Source organism: Microbacterium xanthum (assembly GCF_034531355.1).
GTDB classification, from domain to species: Bacteria; Actinomycetota; Actinomycetes; order Actinomycetales; family Microbacteriaceae; genus Microbacterium; species Microbacterium xanthum.
Window position 1 is genome coordinate 373,162 of sequence record NZ_JAWHUE010000004.1, and the last position, 11,995, is coordinate 385,156.

Below are 11,995 nucleotides of genomic sequence, written 5' to 3' on the forward strand. Positions count from 1 at the left end.
CACGCGCGTTCGCGCGCCGTCCAGGCTAACCCGCGGGTCTGATCACGAGCAAAAGATCGCCCGCATCGACCTGCGCCGTGGCGGCGATCGCGAGGCGCTCGACGACACCGTCGACGGGTGCGGTGATGGCCGCCTCCATCTTCATCGCCTCGATCGACGCGACAGCCTGCCCGGCCGCGACCGTGTCCCCCGCGCTCGCTTTCAGGGTCACCACTCCGGAGAACGGGGCGGCGACCTGGCCGGGTCGAGAGGTATCCGCCTTCTCGGCCTGGTGCGTCTCGACCGTGATACTGCGATCGCGCACGAAAACAGGACGCAGCTGCCCGTTGAGCGTGGTCATCACGGTCCGAATACCCTTGTCGTCCGCCTCGCCGATGGCTTCGAGCCCGACGAAGAGCTTCACGCCCCGATCGATCTCGACGACGTGCTCGCCCCCCGGTTCCAGCCCGTACAGATAGTCGGCGGTGTCGAGCACGCTCAGGTCACCGAACACGTCGCGCGACTGCTCGAACGCCCGCGTCGGGGCCGGGAACAGCAGTGTGTTCAGTGCACGGCGCCGCTCAGCGGCGTCGCCGCCGAGAGCGGCCGACTCGTCAGGTGTCAAGGGGGTGACGCCCGTCTTGATGTCACGCCCCTGGAGAACCTTCGAACGGAACGGCTCGGGCCACCCGCCGGGAAGGTCGCCCAGTTCCCCGGCCATGAATCCCACCACCGAGTCGGGAACGTCGTACTTCTCGGGATTCGCCTCGAAGTCGGCGGGGTCGGCCTTGACCGCCGCGAGGTGCAGGGCGAGGTCTCCCACCACCTTGGACGAAGGCGTCACCTTCGGTACGCGCCCGAGGATGCGGTTCGCGGCGGCGTACATGTCCTCGATGAGCTCGAAATCCTCCGCCAGACCGAGAGCGATCGCCTGCTGGCGGAGGTTGGACAGCTGCCCCCCGGGGATCTCATGGTGGTAGACGCGCCCGGTGGGTCCGGGCAGCCCCGACTCGAACGGGGCGTAGAGATTCCGCACCGCCTCCCAGTAGGGCTCGAGGTCGTTCACCGCCGTCAGGTCCAGGCCGGTGTCGCGTTCGGTGTGCGCGAGGGAGGCGACGAGGGCCGACAGAGACGGCTGGCTCGTCGTCCCGGACATCGGCGCCGATGCGGCGTCGACCGCGTCGGCCCCTGCGGCGCTCGCGGCGAGCAGCGTCGCAAGCTGGCCGCCCGCGGTGTCATGGGTGTGGACGTGCACGGGCACGTCGAATCGTTCGCGCAACGCCGAGACGAGCGTCGCCGCCGCTGCGGGACGCAACAGACCTGCCATGTCCTTGATCGCAAGCACGTGCGCACCCGCATCGACGATCTTCTCCGCGAGCCGGAGATAGTAGTCGAGGGTGTAGAGGTCTTCCGCTGGATTCAGCAGGTCACCGGTGTAGCACACCGCGACCTCGGCGACGGCTGTGCCGGTGGCGAGGACGGAGTCGATCGCCGGCCGCATCTGGGCGACGTCGTTGAGGGCGTCGAAGATCCGGAAGATGTCGATCCCCGTCGCGGCGGCTTCGTGCACGAAGGCGTCGGTCACCTCGGTCGGGTACGGCGTGTACCCCACCGTGTTGCGCCCGCGCAGCAGCATCTGGATCGCGACGTTCGGAAGGGCACCACGAAGCTTCTCGAGGCGTTCCCACGGATCTTCGCCGAGGAATCGCAGCGCGACGTCGTATGTCGCTCCGCCCCATGCCTCCACCGAGAGCAGCTGTGGCGTCATGCGCGCCACATACGGGGCGACCGCGAGGAGGTCTTTGGTGCGCACCCGCGTCGCCAGGAGCGACTGGTGCGCGTCGCGGAACGTCGTGTCGGTGACGCCCAGCGCCGTCTGCGACCGGAGGTCAGCGGCGAAGCCCGCGGGCCCGAGGGCACGCAGCCTCTGACGGCTGCCGTCCGGCGCGTCGGCCGCCAGATCGAGCGTCGGGAGCTTCTGACGCGGTTCGACGCTCACCGGGTTCGTGCCGTGTGGCTTGTTGACGGTGGTGTCGACGAGCCAGTTGAGGATCTTCGTCCCGCGGTCCTTCGATTCCCGCCCCTTGAGAAGGCCGGGTCGCTCATCGATGAACGAGGTGCTGATGTCACCGGCGATGAACGACGGGTCGTCCAGGACGGCCTGGAGGAAGGGGATGTTGGTGGAGACACCGCGGATGCGGAACTCCGCCAACGAACGCCGCGCCCGCAGCACAGCCGCACCGAAGTCACGCCCCCGGCAGGTGAGCTTGGAGAGCATGGAGTCGAAATGCGGGCTGATCTGGGCGCCCGCCGCCGTGGTCCCACCGTCGAGTCGGACGCCGGCGCCCCCGGGCGACCGGTACGTGGTGATCTTGCCGGTGTCGGGACGGAACCCCTGGGTGGGGTCCTCCGTCGTGATGCGGCACTGCAGGGCGGCTCCGCGCAGGTGGATGCTGTCCTGCGAGAGTCCGAGGTCCTCGAGCGACTGCCCCGACGCGATCCGCATCTGGGACTGCACGAGGTCCACATCCGTGACCTCCTCGGTGACGGTGTGCTCGACCTGGATGCGCGGGTTCATCTCGATGAAGACGGCCTCACCGGCGCGGGGCCCGGCGGTCTCGAGGAGGAACTCCACCGTGCCGGCGTTCTCGTATCCGATGGATCGGGCGAAGGCGATCGCGTGGGCGTGGAGCGCACGGGCGACTGCGGGGTCGAGATTCGGCGCCGGAGCGATCTCGATGACCTTCTGATGCCGCCGCTGCACCGAACAGTCGCGCTCGAAGAGATGGACGGTGTGGCCGGACTGGTCGGCCAGCACCTGCACTTCGACGTGGCGGGGCCGCTGCACGGCCTGCTCGAGGAAGACGCGCGCGTCCCCGAACGCGCTGCCGGCTTCGCGCATCGCCTCGGCGATCGCCGGGGCCAGCTCCTCGGCGGAGGCGACCCGGCGCATGCCTCGGCCGCCGCCTCCGGCGACCGCCTTGACGAAGATGGGGAACCCGATCCCGTCCGCCTGGGCGAGGAGTTCATCGACGTCATCCGATGCCGGCGTCGAGCGCAGCACCGGGACACCGGCCGCGATGGCGTGCTCTTTCGCCGTCACCTTGTTGCCCGCCATCTCGAGCACCTTCGCCGGCGGGCCGATGAAGACGATCCCGTTCGCCGCGGCTTTCTCCGCCAGTTCGGGGTTCTCCGACAGGAACCCGTAGCCGGGGTAGATCGCATCGGCGCCGGACTCGGTGGCGACACGGATGATCTCGTCGACATCGAGATAGGCGCGCACCGGATGTCCGGGTTCTCCGATCTGGTAGGCCTCGTCTGCCTTCAGCCGGTGGAGCGAGTTGCGATCCTCGTACGGAAAGACCGCGACGGTCCTCGCGCCGAGTTCGAACGCCGCACGGAACGCGCGGATGGCGATCTCCCCGCGATTGGCTACCAGGATCTTTCGGAACATGCGCACCTCGCTGAGCATGGCGGATCGGTCGAGTGTGCTCACAGCCTAGAGGACGGTAACGTAGTGCCTCGTGCACGTACTCTCCGTCAGCTCCCTCAAGGGCGGGGTCGGAAAGACGACGGTGACCCTCGGGCTCGCCTCCGCTGCGTTCGCGCGAGGCGTCCGCACTCTCGTCGTCGACCTCGACCCCCAATCCGACGTGTCTACGGGCATGGACATCCAGGTCGCCGGGCGACTGAACATCGCCGACGTCTTGGCCAATCCCAAGGACAAGGTCGTCAAGCAGGCGATCACCGCCAGCGGCTGGGCGAAGGTCCACCCCGGAACGATCGACGTGATGATCGGAAGCCCGTCGGCGATCAACTTCGACGGACCGCACCCGAGCGTGCGCGATGTGTGGAAGCTCGAGGAGGCGCTGGCGACGATCGAGTCGGAGTACGACCTCGTCCTGATCGACTGCGCGCCGTCGCTGAATGCGCTGACCCGCACCGCGTGGGCGGCGAGCGACCGTGTCGTCGTCGTCACCGAGCCCGGCCTGTTCTCGGTCGCGGCAGCCGACCGCGCGCTGCGCGCCATCGAGGAGATCCGGCGAGGTCTTTCGCCCCGCCTCCAGCCGCTGGGCATCGTCGTCAACCGCGTGCGACCGCAGTCGATCGAGCACCAGTTCCGGATCAAAGAGCTGCGCGACATGTTCGGTCCGCTCGTTCTGTCACCCCAGCTCCCGGAGAGAACCTCGCTCCAGCAGGCGCAAGGGGCGGCGAAGCCCCTGCACATCTGGCCCGGCGACTCCGCCCAGGAGTTGGCCGCCGATTTCGACGCTCTGCTGGACCGCGTGATCCGCATCGGGCGGATCCCGTCACCGCCACAAGGTCCCACTGCTTCTGCCTGATACTCCCTCGCAAGGCAGCATGCTCATCCGAGAGCTGCCGGAGAGTCATCGCGCACAGCTACCGAAGTACTAGTTGCGCATTTCGTCTCGATCGCACACCATGCCGTCATGGCATCATCGTCGCTGCACGTCGACAGCGCTGCCGTCCATGCCGGACGCGACGACCTCGCGGGCCTGGGCGTGCACGCACTCCCGATCGACCTGTCCTCCACCAACCCTCTGCCCGACGTCGAGCTGGGAGGTCACTCCTATGAGGTGATCGCCGGAGGCGGGCACCCTCCGGCGGATGGGTCGAGCGTGTACGCGCGCCTGTGGAATCCCACCGTCGCTCGGTTCGAGAAGGGCTTGGCGCGACTGGAGGGCGGAGCGGATGCGGTGGCCTTCGCGTCGGGGATGGCTGCCGTCACGGCGGCGCTGCTCACCCTGACATCCGCGCATCGCCGCCACATCGTCGCCGTGCGCCCCCTGTACGGCGGCACCGATCATCTCTTGGCGAGCGGCCTGCTGGGCACCACCACCACGTTCTGCGCGCCGGAACGGATCGCGTCATCCGTGCGGGCGGACACGGCCGCCGTCTTCCTCGAGACCCCCGCGAACCCCACCCTGGAGCTGGTGGACATCGCCGACGCCGTCGCGCAGGCCGACGGCGTTCCCGTCGTCGTCGACAACACCTTCGCCACCCCCGTGCTGCAGCGACCGCTCGCACACGGTGCAGCCATGTCATTGCACAGCGCCACGAAGTACATCGGCGGACACGGCGACGCGGTCGGCGGCGTCATCGCCTGCGACGACGACCTCGCGACCGCCCTGCGCCGCACCCGCGCGATCACCGGAGGCATCCTTCACCCGATGGCGGCTTACCTCCTGCACCGGGGTCTGCCGACCTTGCCCACCAGGGTTCGCGTGCAGCAGTCGACCGCACACGAGGTGGCCGCGTGGCTGACCACGCACCCCGCGGTCGAGCGCGTGCACCACCCGTCGCTGCCGGGCGCCGACCCTTCCGGGCTGATCGGCCGCCAGATGCACGGGCCGGGCGCGATGATCGGCGTCGTACTGACCGGCGGCTTCCCCGTTGCCGCCGCGCTCACGACCGCGGTGTCGCTGTTCACGCACGCTGTCTCGCTCGGTGGCGTCGACTCGCTGATCCAACACCCCGCGGCACTCACGCACCGGCCGGTCACCGCTGAGGCCCGCCCCTCCGAGGCCCTCGTGCGCCTGTCGATCGGGCTGGAGAACGCCGCGGACTTGATCGCCGACCTCGATCGTGCGCTGAGTCTCGCCGCACGCCAGGTCCCCTCCCCGGCAGGGGCGGGAACGCGCGTGCGCCCCTGAGAGCCCTTGTCGCCTCGCGCCGAGCCGTCCCGTGCGACAGGATGATGGGCATGCGGAAAGCCCCAGACACGCACGCCGACGTCGCATGGGCGAACGCATGAGAGTCCTGCTGGTCACGGCGGGTTCGCGTGGTGACATCGAGCCGTTCCTCGCACTTGCCAGACGCCTCGGCGCCGACGGCCATGACGCCGTCGTGGCCCTCCCCGACCGTTCCGGCGCAGTCACCGACGGCGTCGCGACGATCTCACTCGGCGCGGACTTCACGCGGGTGATCGAGCAACAGGGAGTGTCGCCGATCAGAGCCATGCGGTCACTGAGGTCGGTGATCCGCCCCATCATGCGCGCCGTCCTCGTCGGGACGGCACGGGCGATCGCCGACACGTCGCCCGATGTGGTGGTTTATCATCCGAAAGCGCTGTCGGCGCCGATGGCCGCCGATGCGTCGAGGATCCCGCATGTCGTCGCGGAGCTCGTCCCCGCGATGACCCCCACGCGGGCCTTCCCCGCCGCCGGCACCGTACCCTTCGACATCGGGCCGCTGAACCGCGCGACCTATGCCGCCGCGACCGCCGGTCGACGCATGTTCAGCGCCGAGATGGACGCTGCCGCAACCGCCCTGGGACTCTCGGAGCGCCCCCGCCTGGACTCCCCCGCCGCATCGAATCTCGTGCCGGTGAGTTCAACGCTTCTGTCGCGACCCGCCGACTGGCCCGCCACCACGACGCTCACCGGCGCGTGGGTCGACAAACCAGAGGGAGCACCGAACCTCGACCTCGACCTCGAGGAGTTCCTCCGTCTCGGCGACGTTCTCTACGCGGGGTTCGGCTCGATGGCCTCGCCGGGTGCTGCTCGACGGGGCCGCGCCGTCTTGCAAGCGGCCCGCTCGAACGGAATGCGGGTCCTCATGGCGACAGGGCTCGGCGGGCTCGAGATCGACGGAGACCTCGCGGGCTCCGATGTCTTGACGAGAACAAGCGTCGACCATCGGAGCGTCCTCCCCCGGGTGACGGCGGCGCTCCATCACGGCGGCGTCGGGACCGTGCACGCGGCGGTCGGCGCCGGTGTGCCTTCGGTCGTGGTGCCGTTCATCGCCGATCAGCCTTTCTGGGGCGCACGACTCGCCGACGCCGGTCTCGCCGCCGCTCTGATCCGCGCGTCGCGGCTCACCGCCGAGCGGCTCGCACGCGCGCTCGCGGATGTGGATCGTCTGCGACCGGCCACGATTGCAGCATCTCAACGGATGCGCGGTGAAGACGGCACGGGTACCGCCGTGCGGATCCTCGAACAGGTCACCCGCCGACGGGTGTGAACGTGGCGTGGCTCAGGCGCTGCGCGCTGCCCGACGTGCGGCCAGCTCGTCCATCTGATCAGGCTGTTGCGGGTCGAACTCGACGAGGGTGGACTCCACCTCTCGGAGCACCTTGCCCACCGCGATTCCGAACACGCCCTGACCGCGGCTGACCAGATCGATGACCTCATCGCTCGAGGTGCACAGGTACACGGACGCCCCGTCGCTCATCAGGGTCGTCCCGGTCAGATCCCGGATACCTGCGGCACGGAGCTGCTCGACGGCGGTACGGATCTGCTGCAGCGAGATCCCCGTGTCGAGAAGCCTCTTCACCAGCTTGAGCACGAGGATGTCGCGGAATCCGTAGAGACGCTGGGATCCGGAGCCGCTGGCTCCGCGCACGGTCGGTTCGACGAGCTCGGTCCGCGCCCAGTAGTCCAGTTGTCGGTAGGTGATGCCTGCCGCTCGTGCCGCGACGGCGCCCCGGTATCCGGTCTCATCGTCCATCTGGGGCAGACCGTCCGTGAAGAGAAGATCGGTCGCGAAAGCGGGTTCGTCACTCGCTTCGAATGCGCCCATGCGCGTCTCCTCCCGATCAGTTATCCCCAACGCTAGAACAGCGAAGGGCGCCGGGCAACGACATCGGGTGTCAGAGCTCGGCGTGTCGCGTTAGGTGAGCAGTCGATCCAGAGCGGCGCGCAGATAGATCCCACGCATCTCATCGAGCCGGCGGGCCAGTTCCGGGGCGATCTCCCCCGCGCGACCGCGAGAGGCAGCGTCGGTGCGGCGGAGAAGCGGGGCCAGAGCCGACTCGATGAGCGCGGCGTCCCGCTCGGCGCCCTGCCGAAGCGCGCGGACGTGCCGGGGTTCGATGCCGTGTCGATGCAGGGCGACCAACGAGCGGAGCAGCGTGACGGTCTGCTCGCCGTAGGTCTCGGCCCCCTGGATGACGCCGGTGCCGATCGCGTCGTTGAGCAGCTGCGGCGGACACCCGGCCTCGCTCAGGAGTTCCTCGCGCCGATAGCGCCGCGGTGCCGGCACGAGGGGGGCCGCATTCACCGAGGACGGCGGGGCCGGCTCGCGGCCGGCGTCGAGTTCGACGAGGTAATCGCGGATGACGCTCAGCGGCAAGTAGTGGTCCCGCTGAAGGGTCAGAGCGAGCCGGAGGCGCTCGACATCGTCCCTCGAGAACTTGCGGTAGCCGGATTCGGTGCGCACCGGGGTGACGATTCCCTGCACCTCGAGGAACCGCAGCTTGCTGGAGGTGAGGTTGGGGAACTCGGGAGCGAGACGGGCCAGGACCTGGCCGATGCTCAATAGGCCCGCGGACGGCATGCGTTCGCGGGCTGATGCCGGAGCCATCAGCCTTCCGAGGCGGGCAGATCGGACGGAGAAACGAAGAAGTTGAGACGGAACTTGCCGACCCGGACCTCCGCGCCGTTGTCCAGGCGCGCTCGATCCGCGCGTTCGCCGTTGACGTAGGTGCCGTTCAGCGAGCGCTGGTCGACGAGCTCGAAAGCCGTGCCCGAGCGCGTGATCTCGGCATGTCGACGCGACACCGTCACATCGTCGAAGAAGATGTCGGCTTCCGGGTGGCGTCCGACGGTGGTGACGTCGGAGTCGAGCAGATAGCGGGCACCGGCCGTCGGGCCCGACCGGACGAGCAGCAGAGCCGCGCCGGTCGGAAGCGCCTCGATGGCCTCGAGCTCAGCTTCGCTCAGCTCGCTGCCGAAGGGCACGTAGGACAGATCGGAGTCATGCCCGAAGGTCTGCGTGGTATCGCTCGGGACGGGCCGGTCGGCGCCGTCACCGGGTCGTCCGGCCCGGTGAATGTCGTCCGGTTCCGGGCGGCGGTATTCCTCCACGGTGGTCCTTCCTCTCCGATGCCCAAGCCTATCCGATCGGCGCCCTCGCGGAACCGCGCTCAGCGCGTGAGGGGGGTACTCGAAACTACTCAGAAACGACCGTCCGTGTCGAGCCGGCGGACGAGGCCGTCAGGCGGCGAAGACCGCGGAGTAAGCTCGGCCGGGTGACGCACGCGATTACTTCCCGATTCCGTTGCCTCCTCATCGCCCTCACCGCCCTCCTGCTGACCGTCGGCTCCCTCGCGACCGCGACGCCGGCGTCAGCTCACGACGAACTGGTGTCGACGGACCCTGAGTCGGGCTCCACGGTCGAAACCATGCCGGAAGAGCTCGTCCTCACCTTCAGTGGGATTCTTTCGACCGAGGACGGCGCGACGGAGCTCGCCGTCACGGATGCCGACGGCGCGTCGCTGGCCGATGGAGACCCCGAGGTCGTCGAAACGACGGTCACGCAGCCACTCGCGGGCGAAGCGACAGGGCCCATCACCGTGCAGTGGAAGGTGGTCTCCTCCGACGGCCACCCGATCTCGGGTGAGTTCTCCTTCGATGTCGCCGCACCGGATCCGACCCCGACTCCGACCCCGACCGCCTCGAGCCCCACCGCAGCACCGACGGCGACCGAGACACCCACAGCGACTCCGAGCGCCTCTCCCGAGACGCCCGCCGAGGCCTCGTCGACGGTGCCGTGGATCGTCGGCGGGATCGTCGCCCTCGCGGTCATCGCGGCCGTCGTCTACCTCGTCGCCTCACGGCGTCGCACTCCCCCGAGCGCCCCCGGTTCGAACAGCTCCGCCCCGGACTCCGACCAGCCCTCCGAACGATAGGCTTACAGCCATGCCTCACTACGACGTCGTCATCCTCGGCGCGGGTCCCGGCGGGTACGTCGCGGCCGTGCGCGCTTCCCAGCTCGGCAAGTCCGTCGCGATCATCGAAGAGAAGTACTGGGGCGGTGTGTGCCTGAATGTCGGGTGCATCCCCTCGAAGGCACTCCTGCGCAACGCCGACCTCGCGCACACGTTCACCCACAAGGCCGATCTGTTCGGCATCTCGGGCGATGTGTCCTTCGACTTCGGCACGGCATGGGACCGTAGCCGGAAAGTGGCGGAGACCCACGTCAAGGGCATCCACTACCTGATGAAGAAGAACTCCGTGACCGAGTACGACGGCCGCGGCACGTTCGTCGACGCGAACACCATCGACGTCGCCAAGAGCGACGGATCGTCGGAGCGGGTCACGTTCGACAACGCGATCATCGCCACCGGTTCGACCGTCCGCCTGCTGCCCGGCGTGCAGCTGAGTGAGAATGTCGTCACCTACGAGGAGCAGATCCTCGCCCGCGACCTGCCCGAGTCCATCGCGATCGTGGGCGCCGGCGCGATCGGCATGGAGTTCGCCTACGTGTTGACGAACTACGGCGTGAAGGTCACGATCATCGAGTTCCTCGACCGCGCACTGCCGAACGAGGACGCCGAGGTCTCCAAGGAGATCGCCCGTCAGTACAAGAAGCTCGGCGTCGAGATCCTGACCTCCACCAAGGTCGAGTCGATCACCGACCATGGCGACAAGGTCACCGTCGCCTACACCGGCAAGGACGGCGCGCAGGGTTCCGTCGACGCCGGCAAGGTGCTGATGTCCATCGGCTTCGCACCGAACGTCGAAGGCTACGGCCTCGACAAGGCCGGCGTGACACTGACCGAGCGCGGCGCCATCGAGATCGATGACTACATGCACACCAACGTGCCGCACATCTACGCCATCGGAGACGTCACGGCCAAGCTGCAGCTCGCTCACGTCGCCGAGGCGCAGGGCGTCGTGGCTGCCGAGACGATCGCGGGCGCCGAAACGATGGCGCTCGGCGACTACCGCATGATGCCGCGCGCGACGTTCTGCTCCCCGCAGGTCGCGAGCTTCGGCCTCACCGAACAGCAGGCGCGCGACGAGGGATACGACGTCAAGGTCGCGAAGTTCCCGTTCAGCGCGAACGGCAAAGCGAACGGCCTCGGCGAGCCCGTCGGATTCGTGAAGATCGTCGCCGACGGCGAGCACCTCGAACTGCTCGGGGCGCACATGATCGGCCCGGACGTGTCCGAGCTGCTGCCGGAGCTCACCCTCGCGCAGAAGTGGGATCTCACCGCGCTCGAGGCTGCCCGGAACGTTCACACCCACCCGACCCTGTCGGAAGCGGTGCAGGAGGCGTTCCACGGCATCGCCGGTCACATGATCAACATCTGATCGATCGAGCAACGAGAAAGGAGCGGGCCTTCCGGCCCGCTCCTTTCTCGTTGAGAATCGGCAGCTCGTCGGGGGCGCCTCATACGCCGAGCGCCCGAGCCAGTTTCGACTCGGACGTCGCCTCGGTCGCCCCCGCGGCGTGTGCGATGCGCGTGATCTCTTCGAACAACGCCTCGTGGTCAGCCGGAGCGGCCGGGCCGAGTTCGACCTCCCACTCGCGCCAGCGCCGCTCCACCCCGCCACGCTCGTCTTTCGTACTGACGTGGTCGTCCACGAACTCCGCGATCACCTCGCCGGCCGGATCGAGCATCTCGTACGCGACACGTTCGTTCCGGATGCGCGCCAGCGGCGCAAGCGCCCCCTCCGCGATGTGCGCGACGGCGGCGCGCACCGCTTCGGGGGGATCGTCCACGGGACCATCCCCCAGCGGCCAGCCGAGCTCCTCGCGTCCGGCGCCGAGGCGCGGACCCTTGACATGCCACCCCGCGTCGTGGCCGCCGGTCCGGCGGCGCAGCGCGTATCCCGCGCGACCGAGCTCGGCCTCCTCGGTGTCGAAGTACACGGCATCGAGCTCGCGTCGCTCCCCCGCCGTGACCGAGGCGACCGCCGAAACGATCGACCAGTCGGGAACGGCGACGTCTGCCTCGACGTCGAATTTCACCTCGACCTCGAGCGTGCGCTGCGGATCGGTCACTCTTCAGCGCCGATCGCGCGGTGAGTCGCTGTACGGGTCGATGTCGTCCTCCGACTCGACGAACCAGAACTCACCCTCGGTGGGTCCGTCGTCATCACCCGTGTTGGCAAGCTCGCCTCGCCGCTCGTAGACCACCTGGGTCTCGCTGTAGGGGACGATGAGCTGCTCCTGCTCGATGTCGTCGACAGGGATCACCTGTCCGTCGAGCGGACCTCCGTGAAGTCGTGCGATAGCCATGGCCCGAGCCTAGCCCTCGGGGTCT

Annotated in this window: 11 protein-coding genes; 5 read left to right on the forward strand and 6 right to left on the reverse strand. The window is 68.7% G+C overall.

Annotated elements, in window-relative coordinates:
• Nucleotides 1-25: 25 nt before the first annotated feature.
• Nucleotides 26-3,433 carry a pyruvate carboxylase gene (locus RZO50_RS14170; RefSeq protein WP_322600453.1) on the reverse strand — a complete coding sequence of 1,136 codons (3,408 nt, stop codon included), beginning with the start codon at nucleotides 3,431-3,433 and terminating at the stop codon, nucleotides 26-28.
• A 70-nt stretch (nucleotides 3,434-3,503) separates the two neighbouring features.
• Between RZO50_RS14170 and RZO50_RS14175 the strand changes: the two genes are divergently transcribed.
• From RZO50_RS14175 to RZO50_RS14185, 3 genes are all read left to right on the forward strand, one after another.
• Nucleotides 3,504-4,322, forward strand: a complete 819-nt coding sequence (locus RZO50_RS14175) for a ParA family protein (RefSeq protein ID WP_322600378.1) — start codon at nucleotides 3,504-3,506, stop codon at nucleotides 4,320-4,322.
• 108 nt (nucleotides 4,323-4,430) lie between these two features.
• The gene (locus tag RZO50_RS14180; protein ID WP_322600379.1) at nucleotides 4,431-5,654 is read left to right on the forward strand and encodes a trans-sulfuration enzyme family protein; all 1,224 of its coding nucleotides are present in this window, start codon (nucleotides 4,431-4,433) and stop codon (nucleotides 5,652-5,654) included.
• A 97-nt stretch (nucleotides 5,655-5,751) separates the two neighbouring features.
• Nucleotides 5,752-6,963, forward strand: a complete 1,212-nt coding sequence (locus RZO50_RS14185) for a glycosyltransferase (RefSeq protein WP_322600380.1) — start codon at nucleotides 5,752-5,754, stop codon at nucleotides 6,961-6,963.
• A gap of 12 nt (nucleotides 6,964-6,975) precedes the next feature.
• On the opposite strand, the gene RZO50_RS14190 is transcribed toward RZO50_RS14185, so the two are convergent.
• The 3 genes from RZO50_RS14190 to RZO50_RS14200 form a co-directional block, all read right to left on the reverse strand.
• Nucleotides 6,976-7,521: a MerR family transcriptional regulator gene (locus RZO50_RS14190; RefSeq protein ID WP_322600381.1), complete on the reverse strand. Its 546-nt coding sequence runs from the start codon at nucleotides 7,519-7,521 to the stop codon at nucleotides 6,976-6,978.
• Nucleotides 7,522-7,611: 90 nt separating this feature from the next.
• Nucleotides 7,612-8,304 (reverse strand): transcriptional regulator FtsR, encoded by a 693-nt coding sequence (ftsR, locus tag RZO50_RS14195; protein WP_322600382.1) that lies wholly within the window; start codon nucleotides 8,302-8,304, stop codon nucleotides 7,612-7,614.
• Complete coding sequence (locus RZO50_RS14200; RefSeq protein ID WP_322600383.1) at nucleotides 8,304-8,807, reverse strand: FHA domain-containing protein; 504 nt, start codon at nucleotides 8,805-8,807, stop codon at nucleotides 8,304-8,306. The genes ftsR and RZO50_RS14200 overlap by 1 nt, the downstream gene beginning before the upstream one ends.
• 164 nt (nucleotides 8,808-8,971) lie before the next feature.
• Between RZO50_RS14200 and RZO50_RS14205 the strand changes: the two genes are divergently transcribed.
• The gene (locus RZO50_RS14205) at nucleotides 8,972-9,631 is read left to right on the forward strand and encodes a copper resistance CopC family protein (RefSeq protein WP_322600384.1); all 660 of its coding nucleotides are present in this window, start codon (nucleotides 8,972-8,974) and stop codon (nucleotides 9,629-9,631) included.
• A gap of 10 nt (nucleotides 9,632-9,641) precedes the next feature.
• Nucleotides 9,642-11,039, forward strand: a complete 1,398-nt coding sequence (lpdA, locus tag RZO50_RS14210; protein WP_322600385.1) for a dihydrolipoyl dehydrogenase — start codon at nucleotides 9,642-9,644, stop codon at nucleotides 11,037-11,039.
• A gap of 79 nt (nucleotides 11,040-11,118) precedes the next feature.
• On the opposite strand, the gene RZO50_RS14215 is transcribed toward lpdA, so the two are convergent.
• Together RZO50_RS14215 and RZO50_RS14220 are read right to left on the reverse strand one after the other, a co-directional pair.
• A complete protein-coding gene (locus RZO50_RS14215; protein ID WP_322600386.1) occupies nucleotides 11,119-11,733 on the reverse strand; it encodes a CYTH domain-containing protein in 615 nt (204 codons plus the stop codon).
• Nucleotides 11,734-11,736: 3 nt separating this feature from the next.
• Entirely contained in the window at nucleotides 11,737-11,970 is a 234-nt protein-coding gene (locus RZO50_RS14220; protein ID WP_322600387.1) for a response regulator, read from the reverse strand.
• Nucleotides 11,971-11,995: the final 25 nt, after the last annotated feature.

Coding starts and splice junctions, on each gene's coding strand:
- RZO50_RS14170 (WP_322600453.1), bottom strand. CDS start 3,433: ATGTTCCGAAAGATCCTGGTAGCCAATCGCGGGGAGATCGCCATCCGC.
- RZO50_RS14190 (WP_322600381.1), bottom strand. CDS start 7,521: ATGGGCGCATTCGAAGCGAGTGACGAACCCGCTTTCGCGACCGATCTT.
- RZO50_RS14180 (WP_322600379.1), top strand. CDS start 4,431: ATGGCATCATCGTCGCTGCACGTCGACAGCGCTGCCGTCCATGCCGGA.
- RZO50_RS14220 (WP_322600387.1), bottom strand. CDS start 11,970: ATGGCTATCGCACGACTTCACGGAGGTCCGCTCGACGGACAGGTGATC.
- lpdA (WP_322600385.1), top strand. CDS start 9,642: ATGCCTCACTACGACGTCGTCATCCTCGGCGCGGGTCCCGGCGGGTAC.
- RZO50_RS14185 (WP_322600380.1), top strand. CDS start 5,752: ATGAGAGTCCTGCTGGTCACGGCGGGTTCGCGTGGTGACATCGAGCCG.
- ftsR (WP_322600382.1), bottom strand. CDS start 8,304: ATGGCTCCGGCATCAGCCCGCGAACGCATGCCGTCCGCGGGCCTATTG.